Origin of the sequence: Mycobacterium sp. (assembly GCF_035633495.1) — a bacterium.
Lineage (GTDB): Bacteria > Actinomycetota > Actinomycetes > Mycobacteriales > Mycobacteriaceae > Mycobacterium.
The window spans coordinates 1-19523 of record NZ_DASQEU010000038.1 but is presented as its reverse complement, the minus strand read 5'-3'; the positions used below and the strand labels follow the sequence as shown (position 1 = coordinate 19523).

Below are 19523 nucleotides of genomic sequence, written 5' to 3'. Positions count from 1 at the left end.
ACTGTCATGGACTTCGCAAGGTCGGCAAAAGCGCAGGATTACCACCAACGGCTCACCGACTTCATGGTGGAGTTCGTGTTCCCCGCGGAGCACTCGTACGACCAGTACCGGCTGGAGGCCGGGCCGAACGATCACACGGTGCCGCCGGTGGTCGAGGAGCTGAAGAAGCTCGCCAAGGACCGGGGCCTGTGGAACCTGTTCCTGCCTGCGGAGTCGGGGCTGACCAATCTCGAGTACTCGCCTCTGGCAGAGCTGTCGGGCTGGAGCATGGAGCTGGCGCCCGAGGCGCTGAACTGCGGGGCGCCCGACACGGGGAACATGGAGACGCTGCATCTGTTCGCGACCGAGGAGCAGCGCAAGCAGTGGCTGGAGCCGCTGTTGAACGGCGAGATCCGCAGCGCCTTCGCGATGACGGAGCCCGCGGTGGCCTCCAGCGACGCGCGCAACATCGAGACGACGATGCTGCGCGACGGCGGCGACTACGTCATCAACGGCCGCAAGTGGTGGGCCTCGGGCGCCAACGATCCGCGCTGCAAGATCCTGATCGTGATGGGCCGCACCAACCCCGACGCCGCGTCACATCAGCAGCAGTCGATGATCCTGGTGCCGATCGACACCCCGGGGGTGACGATCGTGCGCTCGCTTCCGGTGTTCGGCTGGCAGGACCAGCACGGGCACGCCGAGGTCGTCTTCGACAACGTGCGGGTGCCGGTGAGCAATCTGCTCGGTGAGGAGGGCGGCGGGTTCGCGATCGCCCAGGCCCGCCTCGGTCCGGGCCGGATTCACCACTGCATGCGTGCCATCGGCGTGGCCGAGCGGGCGCTGGCGCTGATGGTCGACCGGGTGAACAAGCGCATCGCGTTCGGCAAGCCGCTCGCCCAGCAGGGTGTGGTGCAGCAGCAGGTCGCGTTGTCCCGCAACGAGATCGATCAGGCTCGTCTGCTCTGCGAGAAGGCGGCGTGGACGATCGACCAGCATGGCAACAAGGAAGCCCGCAACCAGGTGGCGATGATCAAGGCCGTCGCGCCGCAGATGGCGTGCAACGTCCTCGACAGGGCCATCCAGGTGCACGGCGCCGCGGGGGTCAGCGACGACTTCCCGTTGGCGCGGCTCTACGGTTGGCACCGCGCGATGCGCCTGTTCGACGGTCCCGACGAGGTGCACATGCGCTCCATCGCGCGTGCCGAACTCGGCAGGGAGAAGAGCGCTTTCGCGGCAGCGGTGACCGCATAGTGGTCTCCAATGGCACCGAGCTCTCCGGAGCCTGGAACTTCCGTGACGTCGCGGAGGAGACGGGGATCAGGCCAGGTCGGCTCTTCCGGTCCAGCGAGCTGAGCCGTCTGGACGATGAGGGTCGCTCGGCCATGGCGCGGTTGGGCATCGGCGACGTCGCCGACCTGCGATCGCAGCGAGAAGTGGAGCGTCGAGGGCCCGGCCAGGTCCCCGATGGCGTGGCCGTCCACCTGCTGCCGTTCCACGAGCTCGCCCGCGACCAGCCCGACGCCCCGCACGAGAGCGCCTTCGAGCAGATGATGACGTCGAAGCCGGACGACGAGGATGTCGCCGTTGCGGCAGCGCGTTTCATGACCGAGGAGTACCAGCGCTTTCCGTCGCTCCCCGGGGCCAAGACGGCGGTGCGCCAGGTCATCTCGTTGCTGGCTGACCAGCGGCCCGTCATCGCGCACTGCTTCGCAGGCAAGGACCGCACCGGGTTCACCGTTGCGCTGGTGCTGGAAACCGTTGGCGTGCAACGCGATGCGATCGTGGCGGACTTTCTGCGCAGCAATGCGGCGGTGCCGCACCTGCGGGAGCGGATCCTGGAGTCGATCCGTAACCGCGCCGAGGAGTCGACGACGCCGGAGATCGTCACGTTCGCCGAGGCGCGACTCAACGACGAGGTGCTCGGCGTGCGCGAGGAGTACCTGGTGGCCGCCCGACGCTCGATCGACGCCGACTACGGAACAGCCGCCAACTACCTCGAGGCGGTCGGCGTGACCGCCGATCAGGTGTCGCGGCTGCGCGAGTCACTGCTGGCCTAGTCCCTAGTCAGTCACGGGTGATCTCGACGTCGGAGACCAGCACGCGAACGCCGCCAGTGGAGAGCTGGGCCATGGCTTGGAAGAACGCCCCCGCCTCTGGTGTGGTGACGGCCAGGCTGGCGGCGTCGTAGTCCGGGTAGTAGAGGTCGATCATCCGGTAGGCGGGGGTCGGGGATCCGTCTTCCTTGGGCCACACCTTCGACGTCTCGAAGCGGATGTGGCCGGGGATGTTGCGCGCCGCCTCCAGTTGGTCTGCTTCGTAGGCGGTTTCGAAGGCTTCGGGATCGGTGGGGTTGTCGTAGATGACCGTGATCTTGGTTTCGGACATGCACCCATGATGGACCCCATCCTCGCTTACCGCATGACCTCTCTTTCACCACACACCCGGGTGCCCACCTCCGAGCGAATCCGAGTCGGTGTCGGACCGTCGTGCCATCGTCTCGCCATGGATGACTCAGCCGTGCTGCGCGGGACTGAACTTCGGTACGCGCTCACCAACTATCTCTTCCAGCACGGACGGGCCACCATCCCGGACTTGATCGCCGGGCTCACTGAGCAGGGCTTCGTCATCGTCGGGAATCCGCCCAAGTCGGTTTCGGACGCGCTGCGGTGGGAGATGGGGCATTGCCGGGTCTGCCGACTCGGGCGCGGCGTGTACGGACCGTTCGAGATGCCACGGTCGACGGAATACCGAATTCACCACCGCGTGCTGGCGCTACGCGCTCAAGCCCGCGAAATTCGCTCGAAGGCGGGCAACTAGGTCGGTGGTTGGAGAGCCGTCGGACCGGCGGCTCCGTCCCTCAGACCAGCAACACCCCGGCGACCCAGACCATCGTCGCCAGCAACGCCCCGGCCAGCTCGACCCCGACCGACAGCGCAACACCCTTCATCGCATGCACGGTCGATGCCCACGCCAACCTTGAGTTGTGACGTAGCGCCAGCTCCGCGAGGAAGACGCCTAGTACGAAACCGATGACCAGCCCGACGACGGGGATCACGAAGAACCCGACGATGCCAAGCACGCCGCCGGCCAACAGGCTCCACGTGCCGACGTCCGCGCTGCGCATCCGCTTCATCGGCCACAGATACTTCACCAGCAGCGCGGCGGCCAGAATCGCCGTCACGACACCGAGCGTCACCCACGCGACCGTCTTCCCCTCGACGAACGCCCACACCGCGATGGCCGCGAACACCAGGATGCTGCCTGGTAACAAGGGCACCAGAATGCCGATCAGACCGACGGCGATCACCATCGCCACGAGCAGGGTCTCGAGGGTGTTCATGCCTCCAGTTTCGCAGCAAGGTCGAGGAAGTCGTCGGCCGCGAGGTCGAACTCGCCGTCCTCCGTACGCGGCGGCCTGCGATTGGGTCCCCGCTCGAACGGCCGAGCCACGTACGCCGTCATCAAGCCCGCGTCCCGCGCCGCCCTCAAGTCACTGGGATGCGCCGCCACGAGCATCAGCTCCCCCGGCGCGACGTCGAGGAGCTCGGCACAGCCAAGGTACGCCTCGGGATCCGGCTTGTAGTGGTGAAACAGCTCGGCGGAAATCACGCAATCCCATGGCAACCCGGCCCGCTTGGCCATGTTGGTCAGCAGCGACACGTTCCCGTTGGACAGCGTCGTGATGACGAAACGACGTTTCAGCCGCGCCAGCCCCTCCACCGAGTCCGGCCACGGGTCCAGCCGGTGCCAGGCGAGGTTGAGTTCCGCGACGTCCGCGTCGGGCAGGGTTCCGATGCCCGCTCGATCGAGCAGGTCGGCCAGGATCAGCCGGTGCAACGCGTCGATCTTCAACCACGGGAGTTCACCGGTGCGGACCCGGTCCATCGCTGCTGGGTACCCGCCGCGCCAATCATCGGCGAAGGTGGCCCAATCCTCCGCCACCCCATGCCTTTCGCCGAACATCTCGAGCTCACCGATGATGCTGGAGCGCCAGTCGACGACCGTTCCGAAGACGTCGAAGGCCAGTACCCGAGGGACGCTCATGACGGCTCGAGTACCAGCTTGCCCTGGACGCCTCCGTTGGCCAGGCTCTCCAGCGCCGCCCGTCCCTCCGACAGCGGATGACGCACGGGGGGCGGCGGCCGCAGCCCCGCCTCGACGAGCTTCCCCAGTCCGGCGCCGATCTCCGCCTGCGCTCCTGGCGTGCGGTTGATGAACTCGCCCAAACCGACACCGACGACGCTGACGTTGCGCAGCAGCAACCGATTCACCTTGACGGTCGGAATGCCGCCACCCGACGCGAAGCCCAACACCAACAGCCGTCCCTCGGTCGCCAGCACCCGGATTGCGTCGTCGAAGACACTTCCACCAACGGGGTCGACCACGACGTCCACGCCGCGGCCGTCGGTGTGGTCGCGAACCGCCTGCGCCCAACCCGGCGTCAGCGGCAACACCACGTCGGCGCCCAGCGACCCCACGAAGTCCATGGCTCCCGTCCGGTGCACCATCGCGATCACTCTGGCGCCCAGCGCCTTTGCGATCTGAATGGCCGCCGTGCCGACCCCGCCCGCCGATCCGAGCACCAGGACCGTCTCACCAGAGAGGAGCGCGGCCCGACGGACCAGCGCGAAGTACATCGTGTAGTAGTTGCCCAGCAGGCACACCGCGGACCCGTCGTCGACACCGTCGGGCGTGGGCATCACGCTGGTCGCCGGGACCGCCACCCGTTCGGTCCAGGCGCCGAGCATCGTCAACGCCGAAACCCGCTGTCCTGCAGCGAAACCCGAGTCGGCAGGTGCCGACCGGACGACGCCCGCGACCTCGGTTCCCGGCACGAACGGAGGTTCCAGCTTGAGTTGGTACTCGCCCCTGATCAGCAGCAGATCGGGGAAACTGACCCCGGCCGCACCGACATCGACGACGACCATGCCGTCGCCGGCTGGCTCGTCGACGTCGGTGTAGACCAAGCCCGATGGCCCGGAGAGTTGTTGCGCTACAAGCGCCTTCACTGAGTAGAGCCCCGGGTCGCTTCGCTCCTGCCCACCGAAGGTCAGCCGAGCTTGAAGCTGGCCGACTGCGCTGCGGACAGATCGGTGATCTCGCCCCACTTGGCGGCCACGTCGTCGACCGACGGGACCGAGGAGAACGTCACACCGTCGTTCTGGAACAGCGCCGTGCGCTGCACCTTGCCGCCGCCGACGATGAAGATCGAGTCGGTGTCGGGCAGTTCCTCGGTGCAGAGATACGCCACCACCGGCGCCACGTACTCGGGCGTCAGCTTCTCGAACACCTCGGGCGGCAGGATGTCCTGCGTCATCCGGGTGGCTGCGATCGGTGCGACGGCGTTGGCCTTGATGTTGTACTTGGCGCCTTCCTGAGCCAGCGTGTTGATCAAACCCACCAGGCCCAACTTCGCGGCGCCGTAGTTGGCCTGCCCGAAGTTGCCGAACAGCCCGCTGGTCGAGGTCGCGACGACGACGCGCCCGAAGCTCTGCTCGCGGAAGTGCGGCCACGCAGCCCGCAGCACGTTGTACCCGCCGTAGAGGTGCACCTTGAGAACGGCGTCCCAGTTCTCGTATGTCATCTTGTGGAACGTTCCGTCGCGCAGGATGCCCGCATTGCTGACCACACCGTGCACGGCGCCGAACTCGTCGATCGCCGTCTTGATGATGTTCTCGGCGCCCTCGGCCTCGGCGACCGAATCATAATTCGCGACCGCTCTGCCACCGGCGTCTTTGATCTCGGTGACGACCTGGTCGGCCATCGCCGATCCGGCGCCCGACCCGTCGCGGGATCCACCGAGGTCGTTGACCACGACGCTGGCGCCCTCGCGGGCGAGGGTCAGGGCGTACTCACGTCCGAGACCACCACCGGCTCCGGTGACGACGATGACGCGATCCTGCACTCCGGGCATTGCGTTCCCATTCTCTCGATCTACGTTGACGAGTTCCGCTGCGCGAGGCTAGAGGCTAGAAGAGCTTTCGCGCCAGCTTCCACGCCTTCTCTGTATACGGCGGGTAGATCATTGCTGCTAAATCGGGTCGGGTGGGCTTGGTCATCACCGACTTGCGATGACTGAACTCCTCGAAGCCGAACTTCCCGTGGTAGGCCCCCATCCCCGATGCGCCAACCCCGCCGAACGGTAGCTTGGACGTCCCAGCATGGAACAGCAGGTGGTTGACCAGCATGCCGCCCGCCGACACCTCCTTGATGACCCGCTCACGCACGTCCTTGCTCTTGGTGAACAGGTAGGCCGCCAACGGCTTGGGCCGTGAGTTGACGAATTCGATTGCTTCGTCCAGGGATTGGACGGTAAGCACCGGCAGAATGGGTCCGAAGATCTCGTCCGTCATCAACGGCTCGTCCGGTGCGGGGTCGACGATAACCGTCGGTTGGATCCTCGCTTGCGCCGCATCCATTCCACCGCCGAAAGCTACGGTGCCCTTGGTGGCGGCCAAGTAGCCGGCCAGCCGATCGAAGTGGCGCACGTTGACGATGCGCAAACCTTCGGGCTGATCGGCCTGGAACTCGTCCAGGGCGTCGCCGAGCTTGCGCACTAGGTCGTCCCGGATGGACGCATCAGCCAGCACGTAGTCCGGGGCCAGACAGATCTGGCCCGAGTTCACTACCTTGATCCAGGCAATTCGCTTGGCGGCCACGTCGATATCGGCATCAGCCGCGACGATCACCGGGCTCTTGCCACCGAGCTCGAGGGTGACCGGGGTCAGGTGCGACGCCGCGCTCTCGTAGACCTTGCGGCCGATCTCGGTGCCACCGGTGAAGCACAGCCGGTCGAAGCCCTGCGAGATCAGCTCCTGGCTGACCGCGCCGTCGCCTTCGATCACGGCGATCGCGTCGGTGTCCAGGTACTTCGGCACCAGCTCGGCCATCAGGGCCGAGGATGCGGGCGAGATCTCCGAGGGCTTGAGCACGACGGTATTGCCCGCTGCAAGCGCACCTACCAGCGGGCCGAGGGTCAGATTGAAGGGGAAGTTCCATGCGCCGATGATCAGCACCGTGCCGTACGGCTCGTACTCCACCCACCCGCGGCCGGGCAGCTGGGAGAACTCGAGCAGTCGATGCTTGCGCTTCGTCCACTTGCCGACGTGCTTGGCCGCGAATCTAGCCTCACCGGCGGTGACGGCGGTGTCGACCAGCCACGCCTCGAAGGGCTTGCGGCCGAGGTCCTGCGCGAGTGCCTCCGAGATGGCGGCCTCGTTGTCGACGACCAGCTTCTCGAGCGCCTGCAACTGCTGTTTGCGCCAGGCGACGTCACGGGTCCGACCGGTGGCGAAGGTTTTGCGCAGTCCGGCGACGACGGCGGGAATGTCGACTGCAGTGGCCGCTGAGCTGGGCGGAGCGACGAATTCGGTGGTCATGGGGAGTCCTTCCTGACCCGAGGAATACCCGATCCTAACCAACCACCTGGTTGGCGAACAGACCTCAGTCAGCCGCGCTCGCCCACCACGAAGTCGGAGAACGCCTTCTGGTCGGTCTCCTCCGGCAGAACCCAGCGGCCCAAGCGACGCATCTCGTCCCGCGAGGTCACCGCCGACGCCGCCCAGCCGTGTCCGTTCAGCCAGTCAGCGACGTCCGACCGGTTCTCGTCGTGGTACATCAGGTCGCCCACGTCGATGGCGTCCTCCATGCCGAACTGCGCGGCGATCTGCTGGAACCGTTCGCGCATCACTTCACGCCGGTCTTCCGCCTGCACCCCGACGGTCTCGGCGGCGACCCGACTGCCGGAGGCGCTCAGTTCGGTGATCTGCGCGAACAGCCGGTCCTGGGCGTCGGCCGGCAGATACATCAGCAGGCCTTCCGCGAGCCACGCCGTCGGCACCGCAGCATCGAAGCCCGCTTCCAACAGCGCCGTCGGCCAGTCGTAGCGCAGGTCGATGGGCACCTCGTGGCGGAGCGCGGTCGGTCGTACCCCGTGCTCTGCCAGGGTCGCCGCCTTGTACTCGAGGACCTTGGGCTGATCGATCTCGAAAACGGTGGTGCCGGCCGGCCAGTCGAGCCGGTACGCCCGGGAGTCCAGGCCCGACGCCAGAATGACGACCTGACGGATTCCGGTGGCGGCCGCATCGGCGAAGAACGCGTCGAAGAAGTGCGTCCGCACGGCTTGGTAGCTGCCCATGTGCTCGAAGATTGCCGCGGCCTCGGGGTCGGCTTCCGCGACCTTCTCGACGAAGGAGTCGTCGAGCATGATCTCCCAGATCCCCGTACCCGCGCCGGCAACCAGAACCTTGGCGTACGGGTCGCGGATCAACGGCGTTTCGCGCTCCGTCTCACCGGCCCGCGCGGCGGCCACCATCACCGCGGTGGATCCCACGCTGGTGGCGATGTCCCAGGTGTCGTCGTGCGTGCGCAAGGAACTCATGGGTGCCGTTCGTTTGGTAGCCGTTCAGGTCGCTCGCCATGCTACCGAGAAAGTTAGTCGAGCTATGCGGCGGTGTGGGCTACGCCACCTCGAGCGGAATGCTGAAGCAAGCCGAGTTACTCGGCAAGCTTCCAGAGTTTGTTCGCCAGCAGAAGCTCCAGCTTGTCGACGATGGTGGTGAGCTCGTCGTGGCCGCCGACGTATCCGGCGTAGAAACCCATGCCCCACATGACGGCGACCAGCATCTCGACCAGCGTCGGGACGTCGGTGTCCGTCGTGAGCTCGCCACGCTGGAGCGAATCGGTAACGGCCCAGGTCACGAACGCCCTGGACGTCTTGAGCAAGTTGTGCTCGTCGCGGCTGAGCTCGGGGTGGCGCTGGGATTCCAGCACCGAGGTAACCAGGAACGCAGCAGCCGACCGGTCACGGGTATCGGCCTGCATGACAGCCGAGAAGAACGCCGAAAGGCGCTTCTGCAGCGAGGTCTGCCCCTCCGCCTTGGCCATGCCTGCGGCAACCACCATCTCGTTGGTCTTCTCGACCACTTCGGCGTACAAAACCCGCTTGCTGGCGAAGTAGTGATTAATCGCCGGGCGCGTCAGATCGGCACGTATCGCGATGGCCTGGAATGTTGCTGCGTCATAACCGAGTTCGCTGAAAACCTCACGTGCTGCGCGCACGATGCGCTCCCGCGTCTCAGCCGCCTTCGCTGCAGGTGGGCGGCCAGGTCCTCGGGTCGAGGTATGCGGCACAGTCAAATTGTGCCACATGTCACCTGGGATCCAGAACCCGAATGGTTGCAGGGCGTAAACGCCTCGACTCCAGCAAACCATCCCCGTCGTCAATCGGGGCTAACTTGCGAATATGACGGAATTCCGACATCCCTGACAGCCACCATCTAGGTGCGTACCTCGCCCCGGCAACTAGGCTTTCCTCTCATGGCGGGTTCGGTGTCTCGGGAGTCTTACTTCGAGACTGGCCTCGAAGTGCTGTCCGACCTCGGGTACGGCGGCCTCAAACTCGCAGGCGTATGCCACCGCCTCGGCGTCACCACGGGGTCCTTTTATCACTACTTCCCCAGCTGGTCGGCGTACACCCGGGCTCTGGTCGACTACTGGGCCGAAGCCCGCGCCATCAGCATCGCGACCGTCTGCACGCAGCTCGATCCCCGGCGGCGCATCGGCAAGTTCATTCAGACCGCCCTCGAACTGCCGCACGGCACCGAAGCGGCGATCCGCGTCTGGAGTTCGATCGACGCCGAGGTGCAGGCCGTTCAGTCTGCCGTCGATCAGAGGCGCTTCGACGTGCTTCTCGACGCCGCGTTCGCGATCCTGGACGACAAGCACCGGGCGCGGGTGTTCGCGTCCTCGGCGATGTACCTGTTTATCGGCTACGAGCAGTCCAGGTTGCCGCTCGCCTCGAAGGACCTGGCGTGGATCGGCGCTCAGTTGCTCGACGCCCTCGATTCCGGCCGGTTCGCCTCGGTGCCGGACATCACCTGACGCGCCGGTCTACCATCCGGTGCATGCTGACCCCGGCTGGCCTCTGGCGCCGGGCGATCGATCGGGTCGGGGAGCGCGACCCGGAGAACGACGCGGCGCGACGCGCAGTCCGGGCGGCGATCGTGCTGCCGCTCGCCGCCGCCGCCGGATTCGCCGTCGGAAGTGATTCGCAGACACCGTTGTTCGCGATCTTCGGCTCGGTGGCACTGTTGATCACCGTCGACTTCCCCGGCAACCGGCCCGCGCGGGCGCTGGCCTACGGCGGTCTCGGCGTCAACGGCGTCGTTCTCATCACGCTGGGTTCTTTGGTGGCGCCGATCCCCTGGCTGGCGGTGCTGACGATGTTCGTCCTCGCCGTGACCGTGACGTTCTCCGGCGTTCTCAGTGAGACCTTCGCCGCGGGTCAGCGGTCGACGCTGCTGACCTTCGTGCTGCCCGCGTGCACGCCCGTGGGTCCCATCCCCGAGCGCCTCCTCGGCTGGTTCATCGCGCTCTCGCTGGCCGTGCCCGCTGCGTTGTTCCTGCTGCCGCCTCGTCACCACGACGACCTTCGCCGTCACGCCGCACTGGTGTGCCGGACCCTGGCCGACCGCCTCGACGGTGCAGCATCGGCTGACGACGTGGCGTCGGCGATGGGCGCGTTGCGGGCCAACTTCCTCGGCGCCGACTTCCGGCCGGTGGGTTTGACCGCGGGCAGTCGCGCGCTGGTGCGCGTGGTCGACGACCTGCAGTGGCTCTCCGATCGCGTCAACGACTCCAGCGGCGATCTGCTGGCCGAGATGCGTGATCCCGTCGTGCGGGTGCTGCGCGAGAGCGCCCAGGTGCTCGGCACGCGGGTCGCCGACCGAGACACCTACCGCGCGAACTTGTCCGAAGCGCTGGCGGTCCAACGGCTGATCGCCAAGAGCCGCTACCGCGACGACATCACCGACATACTCGCCGAACCCAACGACGCCACCGCCATCGGTGTGGGACGAAAGCTGTTGACCCGCAGAACCATATCGGGCTGCGTGGGCACCACGGGACGGGTCATCGGCATCGCCGCCGCGGCCGACGCCCGCCCGGTATGGGCCCGCGTTCTCGGCCGCAGGCTGCCCGAGGCAGGGGCCGCCGAACGCCTCCTCTCCGAGTCGCAGGCGCTCACCTCGCTGCCCGGCGGGTTCCTCTCCACCAGAGCGGTCGTCGTGCGCAACAGCATCCGTACCGGCCTCGGCCTCGCCCTCGCGGTCGCCGTCACCCACGTCTTTCCCGTCCAGCACGGCTTCTGGGTGGTCCTCGGTGCGATGTCCGTCCTGCGCAGCAGCGCTTTGACCACGGGAACGAGGGTGGTCCGCGCCGTCGTGGGGACGACGATCGGCTTCCTGCTCGGCGTCGTCTTCATCGAGCTGATGGGTGTCGATCCGATCGTGCTGTGGATCGCGTTGCCCGTCGTCGCCTTCGGATCGGCGTACGTGCCGGAGGTCGCCTCCTTCGTGGCGGGCCAGGCGATGTTCACGATGATGGTGCTGATCATCTTCAACGTCATCAATCCGAGCGGTTGGCAGGTGGGCCTGATCCGGGTGGAGGACGTCCTCGTCGGCGCGATGGTGGGCGCCGTCGTGTCGGTGCTGCTCTGGCCGCGTGGCGCGGCGGCGCGGGTGTCGCGGGCCGTGGACGCCGCCGTCGCCGCAGGGGCGACGTATCTCACCGTGGCGGTCAAACGGGTGACCCGTGGCGCCTCGGAATCGGCCAACGACCGGGTCTTCTCGTTGGGCCACGCCGCCATGACGGCGTCGCGAACGCTGGATGATGCCGTACGCCATTACCTTTCGGAGAGCGGTGGGTCGACGGATCAGCGCGCGCCGGTCATTCGCGCCGCCAACCGTGCCGTTCGGGTGCGCACCGCCGCCGAGCTGGTCGCCGACGTGGTGCCGCCGCCACTGACCGTCTATCCGCGGGTGCGCAAGGTGCTCGAGATGCACACCGCCGCGATCCGAGAACGCCTGCACGGCAGACGTCCGGTGCACGATCTCGGCCCGATCAGCGACGACTTCGTCTTGGCCCTCCGCGCCGAGGCCGGCGACAATGAGCTGGCGATCAGGGCGGCGCTACCGCTGGTCACGGTGGCGGCGAACCTCGGCGAACTGGAGCTGCTCTACCCGGAACCGGCGAGCCCAGTCGCGCTGAAGAGCGGCTAACGCCCCTCGGTGTGCGGCATCAACGCGTCCGGCGGGATCGTGCCGAACGTGCCTGCGTTGAAGTCCTCCATCGCCTGGATGACTTCTGACTTCGAGTTCATCACGAAGGGGCCGTAGTGGAACACGGCTCGCGAATGGGCCTGCCGCCCAACAGCAGAACCTACATGGCGGGGGTGCGTGAGTCCTGCGTTCCACTGGCCGCGACGGTGATCCGGTCGCCGGGGCCCATGACCGCGAGCGGTTCCACGGCACGTCCACGCGTGCCCCGGGCGCAATGGTGGCGTGCGCCAACGTGATCGGCGTATGTGTCGAGCCAGGGCCCTGCTGGTCGTCGATCTCGCCTGCGATGATCCGGACCAACGCGCCGCCGTCGTCGGAGGACAACAGCTTGACCTGTCCGCCCTCGATCGCGTGGTACCGCGGGGTGGCGAACTTGTCCTTGAGGGGGAGGTTCACCCAGAGCTGGATGCCGTGGAACGTGCCGCCGCTCTCGACGAGTTCGGCAGGCTGCGTATCGATGTGCAGGATGCCCGAGCCAGCGGTCATCCACTGCGTGGCGCCGTCGGTGATGAGTCCGCCACCGCCGTGGGAATCCTGGTGCGCGAAGCGGCCGTCGATCATGTAGGTCACCGTCTCGAAGCCGCGGTGCGGGTGCCAGTCGGTGCCCCGCGGTGCGCCTAGTTCGTACTCGACCTCGCCCATCTGATCCATGTGCACGAAGGGATCCAGCGCGGCAGCGCTGACGCCGGCGAAGGCACGGACGACGGGGAAGCCCTCGCCTTCGTAACCGCGCGGCCCGGTCGTCACCGACCGCACCGGACGTGAGGTATCGGTCGCGGCGGTTCCCGCGATGCGGTCAAGGGTGATGGCGGGCATCGGTGTCTCCTATGTCGAAGCACTGCCCCTCTCTTGCGCGAGCAGACGCAAAGGTGTCGCAACACGCCGCGAAACGGGCACTTTTGCGTCTGCTCGGCCTCAGGAGAGGACCGCGCTCGCGGCGGCGCGTGCGTCGGCCGCGGTCGCCGTGGCCAGGGCCGCGTCGGCCGCCTCGCGGCACTGCGCGAGCGTGACCTGGGCGAGTTTCGCCCCGACGGCGCTGACGGCGGCCGCGGCTGCAGACAGCGACGAGATACCGAACCCCACCAGCACGCACGCCAGTTGTGGATCGGCGGCGGCCTCACCGCAGACGCCGACGGGCTTGCCGACCGCGACACCCGCCTTCGCCGTCATCGCGACCAACGCCAGCACCGCGGGCTGCCAGGGATCGGTCAGCGTGGCCAGCTCGGCCGACATCCGATCGGCGGCCATCGTGTACTGAGTCAGGTCGTTGGTACCAATCGACAGGAAGTCGACGTGCTCCAGGATGCGGTCGGCCAGCAGTGCCGCCGCAGGGATCTCGATCATCACCCCGGGCACGAGCCCGTGTGCCCGGGTCTCCGTGGCGAAGGCCTCCGCCTCCGCGGGCGTGGCGATCATCGGCGCCATCACCCACGGCGCGTGGCCGGTTGCCTTCGCCGCCGCAGCGATCCCCTCGAGCTGTCTGGTCAGGATGCCGGGGTTGCCGTTTGCGATGCGGATGCCGCGAACGCCGAGCGCGGGATTCGCCTCGTCGGGATGGCCGACGAACTTCAGCGGCTTGTCCGAACCGGCGTCGAGGGTGCGGATGACGACCTTGCGTCCGTCGAACGCGTCGAGCACTTCGCCGTAGATCGTTGCCTGCTCGTCGACGGAGGGTTCGGTCGAGCGGTTCAGGAAGCACAGTTCGGTGCGGAACAGACCGATGCCCTCCGCGGGCGTCTCGCGCGCCGACCGTGCGGCCGCGCCGTCCTGCACGTTGGCCAGGATCGCGACGACGTGCCCGTCGGCGGTGGCGCCGGGACCGCTCCAGCTCTTCGCCAGTTCGGCTTCGCCCCGCGCCGCGTCGACGGCGCGGGTCGCCGCGGATGCGTCGGGCGACACCGTCACGGTGCCGACCGTGCCGTCGACCATCACCATGGTGCCGGCGGCGACCGCGTCGAGACCCTCGACGGCGACCACGCAGGGGATGCCGAGTTGGCGGGCGATGATCGCGGTGTGGCTGGTGGGCCCGCCGAGCGTGGTGGCGATGGCGACCACGAGCGAGGCGTCCAGCCCTGCGGTGTCTACCGGGGCCAGATCCTCGGCGCACAGAATCGACGGCACCTCCGGCACGGGCACGCCCGGCTCGGGCAGGCCGCTGAGCTCGGCGATGACGCGATCGCGGATGTCACGCAGGTCGGTCACCCGTTCGGCCATCAGTCCGCCCAGTTGGGTGAACATGGCGACGAACTCGTCGACCGCCCCGGTCACCGCGCGCACTGCGGGGTTGCCCTCCCCGATCCGCTTCTCGGTGGCCGCGATCCAGGCTCGGTCTTGCGCCAGGGTGGCCGTAGTCGCCAGCACCTCCGAGGTGGCGCCGGATGCGTTTGCGGCGCGTTCGCGCAGTCGGTCCGCCACCGTGGCGGCCGCTGCGGTGAAGCGCGCAACCTCGCCGGGCCGATCGGATTCGCCTAGGTCGCTACCCGTCACGGCGTCGTCGACGCTCGGCCGCGAGCCCGGCCTGATCACCGGGGCGTACTGCACACCTCCCACGGCGGGGATGCCCTGCAGAACGGTTCCCGCCGACAGTGGCGCGACGTCCGCGGAATGAAGTGACGTGGAAGACGATGTCGTGCTCATGTGAACTAGGTTACAAGAATCCATTGACAAGTCAACACAGTCAGGGGTAAAACCAACAATATCAACATTTCAGAACCACATATCCCACAAAGACGGAGAGTCGTGTACGCCGAAGAGCGCCAACAAGCGATCGCCGAACTGGTGATCAGCCAGGGCCGCGCCTCGGTGGCCGAACTCGCGCAGACCTACGACGTCACGACCGAGACCGTGCGCCGCGACCTCGCCGCACTCGACCGGGCAGGCGTGTTGCGCCGCGTCCACGGTGGCGCCGTCCCGACGCGGGCGTTGCACCTCGTCGAGCCGGGGGTCGGCGAGCGGGAGACCACCCGCGCCGACTACAAGGACGCGATCGCCGAGGCCGCCACCGACTTCTTCCCCCTGAACGGGGCGAGCGTGCTCCTCGACGCGGGCACCACGACGGCGCGCATCGCCAATCAGTTGCCCACCGACCGCGAACTCTTCGTGGTTACGAACTCGGTACCCATCGCCGCGCGACTTGCGTCCGTACCGACGGTGTCACTGCAACTGCTCGGCGGCCGGGTCAGAGGCATCACCCAGGCCACCGTCGGCGAACAGGCGCTGCGCGTGCTCGACAACCTTCGCGTCGACATCGCGTTCATCGGCACCAACGGCATCAGCGTCCGGCATGGACTGTCCACCCCCGACAGCGAGGAGGCCGCGGTGAAACGAGCCATGGTCGCGTGCGCCAACTACGTCGTCGTCGCCGCCGACTCGACGAAGGTCGGTCGCGAGGACTTCGTCAGCTTCGCGCCGCTCTCCAGCGTCGACACCCTCATCACGGACGCCGAGATCTCCGACGCGGACCGTCGGCTCCTGACCGATCAGGGCGTCGAGGTCATCGCGACGGGAGGCGACGAATGATCGTCACCGTCACCCCCAACCCCAGCATCGATCGCACCGTCGGGCTGAGCACACCGCTGACCCGCGGCGCCGTGCACCGCGTCACCTCCGCCACGAGCGAGCCGGGCGGCAAGGGCGTCAACGTCGCCCGCGCACTGATCCTCGCGGGCCTCGACGTCGTCGCCGTCCTGCCAGCCGCCGACGACGACCCGATGGTGACCGCCCTCCGCACGGCCGGCGTCTCCTTCGAGTGCGTGCCGGTCAGCGGCGCCGTGCGGACCAACCTGGCGATCACCGAGGCCGACGGCACCACGACCAAGCTCAACGAGCCGGGCGCCCACCTCGACGCCGCGGCGCTCGACGCCCTGACCCGGACGGTCGTCGCCCACGCCGAGAACGCCTCGTGGATAGTGCTTTCCGGATCCCTGCCGCCCGGCGTGCCCGACGAGTGGTACGCCGACGTCGTCGCACGGCTGGCGTCGGCGCCCTGCCAGATCGCCGTCGACACCTCCGAGCGCCCGCTCGCCGCACTGGCCGCAGGATTCGGCACGGCGGCGCCGGACGTCATCAAGCCCAACGCCGAGGAACTCGCCGGCCTCGTCGGCGCATCGCCGGACGAACTCGAACGGGCTGCCGCCCAGGGTGATCCGGCACCGGTGGTGTCCGCCGCGAACCGGCTCATCGAGCGCGGCGCCAAGACCGTACTCGTCACGCTGGGGGCGGCCGGCGCCGTGTTGGTCGACCCCACCGGCAGCTGGATGGCCGCACCGCCACCCATCACGCCGCGCAGCACCGTCGGCGCCGGCGACTCCTCGCTGGCCGGCTACGTACGTGCCGCGGTCGGCGGTGCCGAGCCCCCACGCCGCCTGCAGATGGCGGTGGCGTATGGCAGTGCGGCAGCGGCCCTCCCCGGCTCTGCACTCCCCTCGCCATCACAGATCGATCTGAATGCCGTTCGGGTGTATGCGATTACACCCGAGTCCAGCCGTCCCTAACCCGACAAGAGGAAGAAAAACAATGTCCATCATCACCACCGACCTCGTCGCCATCGGCGTCGACGCAGGCGGCGACAAGGAGGCCGTCATCGGCCTGCTCGCCGCTCGCCTCGCCGATGCCGGGCGCTCCTCCGACGGCGCCGGCCTCGCCGCCGCCGCCATGGCACGAGAGGCGCAGTCCGCCACCGGTCTTCCCGGCGGCATCGCGATCCCGCACTGCCGCTCCCCCTACGTCGACCAGGCCACCATCGGGTTCGCCCGACTGTCCCCTGCGGTTGACTTCGGCGCGCCCGACGGTCCTGCCGATCTCGCGTTCCTGATCGCCGCGCCGGACTCCGGCGGCGCCGAGCACATGAAGCTGCTGTCCAGCCTCGCGCGGGCGTTGGTGCGCAAGGAGTTCGTCGAATCGCTGCGCAATGCCGGATCCGCCGCCGAGGTCGTCGAGCTGGTCGAGGGCGTCGTCAACCCGGCTCCGGCTCCCGCCGCCGCTGCCGCGCCCGTCGAGCCTGCGAAGACCAAGACCATCGTCGCCGTCACCGCCTGCCCCACCGGCATCGCACACACCTACATGGCCGCCGATTCGTTGGTCGCCGCTGGCAAGAAGGCCGGGATCGATCTGCAGGTCGAGACGCAGGGCTCCTCGGGCAGCACACCGCTGCCCGCCGAGACCATCGCCGGCGCGGTCGCCGTCATCTTCGCCACCGACGTCGGCGTGAAGGACAGAGGTCGCTTCGCAGGCAAGCCGGTCATCGCGTCCGGCGTCAAGCGGGCTATCAACGAGCCCGACAAGATGGTCACCGAAGCGCTTGCCGCGGCGGACAATCCGAACGCGGCCCGAGTGGAGGGCGTGACGGGCGCACCGTCGTCGTCCAGCCCGTCCGCGTCCGGAGGAGTCGGCTGGGGCACCCGCACCCGGCAGATCCTGCTCACCGGCGTCAGCTACATGATCCCGTTCGTCGCCGCAGGCGGGCTGCTCATCGCACTCGGCTTCCTGTTCGCCGGCTACGACATCGCCAACAAGCCCGACGGCGCGACGCAGTCTCTCGGCAACATCATCGCCACCACCAACTCGCTGACCAACCTGCCGTCGGGCGGTTTCCTTCAGTACCTCGGCGCAGTGTTGTTCACACTCGGCGGGTTGGCGTTCGGGTTCCTGGTGCCTGCGCTGGCGGGTTACATCTCGTTCGCCATCGCCGACCGCCCCGGCATCGCACCGGGATTCACCGCAGGCGCGGTGGCCGTCTTCGTCGGCGGCGGCTTCATCGGCGGCATCGTCGGCGGCCTCATCGCCGGCTTCACCGCCCTGTGGATCAGCCGCATCGACGTCCCTCGCTGGCTGCGGGGCCTGATGCCGGTGGTGATCATTCCGCTGATCGCATCGCTCGTCGTCGGCCTGCTGATGTTCCTGTTGCTCGGCCGTCCGCTGGCCGCGATCACCTCCGGCCTGACCAGCTGGCTCGGCGGTCTCTCCGGCAGCTCGGTGATCATCCTAGGCGTCATCCTCGGCTTGATGATGTGCTTCGACCTCGGCGGCCCGGTGAACAAGGCCGCCTACGCCTTCGCCACCGCCGGGCTGAACGTCGCCGACCCGTCAACGCTGCGGATCATGGCTGCCGTCATGGCGGCCGGCATGGTGCCGCCGCTGGCGATGGCGCTGGCATCGACCGTCCTGCGGCCCGGCTTGTTCAGTGAGCCCGAGCGCGAGAACGGCCGCGCCGCTTGGCTTCTCGGAGCCTCGTTCATCTCCGAGGGCGCGATCCCGTTCGCGGCGGCCGACCCCTTGCGGGTCATCCCCTCGATGATGGCGGGTGGCGCAGTGACCGGCGCCTTGATCATGGCGTTCGACGTGACGCTCAAGGCGCCGCACGGCGGGATCTTCGTGTTCTTCGCCATCGGGCATCTGGCGTGGTTCCTGGTCGCCCTGGCGGCCGGAACCGTCGTCGCCGCGGTGGCCGTCGTCGCCGCAAAGCAGTTCGCCAAGCCCAAGACCGACGCGGATTCCGCTCCCGAGCTCGTCGCCGCCTGACATCCTCGACACCAACACACTAAGGAGATCCACCATGCCCGCCAAGACCGTCATCGTCGGTTCGTCGATCGGCCTCCACGCCCGACCGGCAGCAATCATCGCCGAAGCCGTCGTGAACGCCGGAGTTCCGGTGACCTTGTCCATGGACGGCGGTGAACCGGTCGACGCCGGCTCGGCGCTGATGATCATGACGCTCGGCGCCGACAACGGGGCAAAGGTCACGGTCGCCTCGGACGACGAGTCTGCGCTGACCACCGTCGCGGAGCTCATCCAGCAGGACCTCGATGCCTAGGTAGACGCATCGACGGTCACACCGTTCGACTCAGGGGAGACGCTACCTGCGCCTCCCCTGAGCTCGTCGAGAAAGGTGCATGAGGCACTCCCGCCGCACCGTAGGATTGCGGGGTGCACGTGGTCAGGGGGCTCGACGTGAGGGGATACGCCGTCCGCAGGGCGGCTTTTGCTTTGCTGTGGGCAGCTCAGCACAAGCTGGACGGACGTCGGGGCAAGGGGTGTGGCGCGTGATGCGCAGGATCGCCATGTTGCTGGCCGTGCTGTTCCTGACGGTGTTCAGCGCCCCTCCCGCATTCGCCATCGAGCCGCCTGCCATCGATCCGTCGGCGCTGCCACCTGACGAGACGGGTCCGGATTCGCCCACTGAGCTACGCCGCGTCTGCTCGTCGCCGATCAGCTTCCCCGGCGCGAACTTCGCTGACAAGCCCTGGCCCAACGACTACCTCCGACTTAGCGACGCCCAGAAGTTTGCAACCGGTGCCGGAGTAACTGTCGCCGTCATCGACACCGGGGTGAACGGCTCGCCGCGCGTCCCCGCCCTGCCCGGCGGCGACTTCGTCGACAAGGCCGGCGACGGCATGAACGACTGCGACTCCCACGGCACGCTCA

General features: G+C 67.9%; 18 protein-coding genes and 2 pseudogenes. 10 read left to right on the top strand and 10 right to left on the bottom strand.

The annotated features are described in order from the left end of the window. Positions 1-6: 6 nt before the first annotated feature. Both VET27_RS05920 and VET27_RS05915 read left to right on the top strand, forming a co-directional pair. Complete coding sequence (locus VET27_RS05920; RefSeq protein WP_526516058.1) at positions 7-1233, top strand: acyl-CoA dehydrogenase family protein; 1227 nt, start codon at positions 7-9, stop codon at positions 1231-1233. Further along, the gene (locus tag VET27_RS05915) at positions 1233-2039 is read left to right on the top strand and encodes a tyrosine-protein phosphatase (RefSeq protein WP_526516056.1); all 807 of its coding nucleotides are present in this window, start codon (positions 1233-1235) and stop codon (positions 2037-2039) included. The genes VET27_RS05920 and VET27_RS05915 overlap by 1 nt, the downstream gene beginning before the upstream one ends. Positions 2040-2046: 7 nt before the next feature. On the opposite strand, the gene VET27_RS05910 is transcribed toward VET27_RS05915, so the two are convergent. Next, positions 2047-2367 (bottom strand): EthD family reductase, encoded by a 321-nt coding sequence (locus VET27_RS05910; protein WP_526516054.1) that lies wholly within the window; start codon positions 2365-2367, stop codon positions 2047-2049. Between the two features lie 117 nt (positions 2368-2484). On the opposite strand from VET27_RS05910, the gene VET27_RS05905 reads away from it, so the two are divergent. Then, positions 2485-2799, top strand: a complete 315-nt coding sequence (locus VET27_RS05905; RefSeq protein ID WP_526516052.1) for a hypothetical protein — start codon at positions 2485-2487, stop codon at positions 2797-2799. 40 nt (positions 2800-2839) lie between these two features. On the opposite strand, the gene VET27_RS05900 is transcribed toward VET27_RS05905, so the two are convergent. The 7 genes from VET27_RS05900 to VET27_RS05870 form a co-directional block, all read right to left on the bottom strand. Then, positions 2840-3322, bottom strand: coding sequence for a DUF456 family protein (locus VET27_RS05900; RefSeq protein ID WP_526516050.1), 483 nt, complete (start codon positions 3320-3322; stop codon positions 2840-2842). Then, positions 3319-4026: a haloacid dehalogenase type II gene (locus VET27_RS05895; RefSeq protein WP_526516048.1), complete on the bottom strand. Its 708-nt coding sequence runs from the start codon at positions 4024-4026 to the stop codon at positions 3319-3321. The genes VET27_RS05900 and VET27_RS05895 overlap by 4 nt, the downstream gene beginning before the upstream one ends. Further along, a complete protein-coding gene (locus tag VET27_RS05890) occupies positions 4023-4991 on the bottom strand; it encodes an NADPH:quinone oxidoreductase family protein (protein WP_526516046.1) in 969 nt (322 codons plus the stop codon). Before VET27_RS05890 ends, VET27_RS05895 begins: the two co-directional genes overlap by 4 nt. Before the next feature lie 41 nt (positions 4992-5032). After that, positions 5033-5896, bottom strand: a complete 864-nt coding sequence (locus VET27_RS05885) for an SDR family oxidoreductase (protein WP_526516044.1) — start codon at positions 5894-5896, stop codon at positions 5033-5035. A gap of 55 nt (positions 5897-5951) precedes the next feature. Continuing rightward, on the bottom strand, positions 5952-7361 hold the full coding sequence (locus VET27_RS05880; protein ID WP_526516042.1) for an aldehyde dehydrogenase family protein: 1410 nt from the start codon (positions 7359-7361) through the stop codon (positions 5952-5954). A 68-nt stretch (positions 7362-7429) separates the two neighbouring features. After that, the gene (locus VET27_RS05875) at positions 7430-8362 is read right to left on the bottom strand and encodes a class I SAM-dependent methyltransferase (RefSeq protein WP_526516040.1); all 933 of its coding nucleotides are present in this window, start codon (positions 8360-8362) and stop codon (positions 7430-7432) included. Between the two features lie 116 nt (positions 8363-8478). Further along, positions 8479-9114, bottom strand: coding sequence for a TetR/AcrR family transcriptional regulator (locus tag VET27_RS05870; RefSeq protein ID WP_526516038.1), 636 nt, complete (start codon positions 9112-9114; stop codon positions 8479-8481). A gap of 186 nt (positions 9115-9300) precedes the next feature. On the opposite strand from VET27_RS05870, the gene VET27_RS05865 reads away from it, so the two are divergent. Both VET27_RS05865 and VET27_RS05860 read left to right on the top strand, forming a co-directional pair. Then, entirely contained in the window at positions 9301-9864 is a 564-nt protein-coding gene (locus VET27_RS05865; RefSeq protein WP_526516036.1) for a TetR/AcrR family transcriptional regulator, read from the top strand. Positions 9865-9887: 23 nt separating this feature from the next. Further along, on the top strand, positions 9888-12041 hold the full coding sequence (locus tag VET27_RS05860; protein WP_526516034.1) for an FUSC family protein: 2154 nt from the start codon (positions 9888-9890) through the stop codon (positions 12039-12041). On the opposite strand, the pseudogene VET27_RS05855 reads toward VET27_RS05860, so the two are convergent. Further along, positions 12038-12917 (bottom strand): annotated as a pseudogene (locus tag VET27_RS05855) (pirin family protein). The gene VET27_RS05860 and the pseudogene VET27_RS05855 overlap by 4 nt on opposite strands. 99 nt (positions 12918-13016) lie before the next feature. Next, positions 13017-14738, bottom strand: coding sequence for a phosphoenolpyruvate--protein phosphotransferase (locus VET27_RS05850; RefSeq protein ID WP_526516032.1), 1722 nt, complete (start codon positions 14736-14738; stop codon positions 13017-13019). Between the two features lie 102 nt (positions 14739-14840). Here VET27_RS05850 and VET27_RS05845 point away from each other — a divergent pair, with 102 nt between their 5' ends. The 5 genes and pseudogenes from VET27_RS05845 to VET27_RS05825 all read left to right on the top strand — a co-directional run. Further along, the gene (locus VET27_RS05845) at positions 14841-15620 is read left to right on the top strand and encodes a DeoR/GlpR family DNA-binding transcription regulator (RefSeq protein ID WP_526516030.1); all 780 of its coding nucleotides are present in this window, start codon (positions 14841-14843) and stop codon (positions 15618-15620) included. Further along, entirely contained in the window at positions 15617-16594 is a 978-nt protein-coding gene (gene pfkB, locus VET27_RS05840; RefSeq protein WP_526516028.1) for a 1-phosphofructokinase, read from the top strand. The genes VET27_RS05845 and pfkB overlap by 4 nt, the downstream gene beginning before the upstream one ends. Positions 16595-16616: 22 nt before the next feature. After that, positions 16617-18620, top strand: coding sequence for a PTS fructose transporter subunit IIABC (locus VET27_RS05835; RefSeq protein ID WP_526516026.1), 2004 nt, complete (start codon positions 16617-16619; stop codon positions 18618-18620). A gap of 34 nt (positions 18621-18654) precedes the next feature. Beyond that, entirely contained in the window at positions 18655-18912 is a 258-nt protein-coding gene (locus tag VET27_RS05830; protein WP_526516024.1) for an HPr family phosphocarrier protein, read from the top strand. Positions 18913-19144: 232 nt separating this feature from the next. Next, positions 19145-19523: pseudogene (locus tag VET27_RS05825) on the top strand (type VII secretion-associated serine protease); the annotation flags it as partial.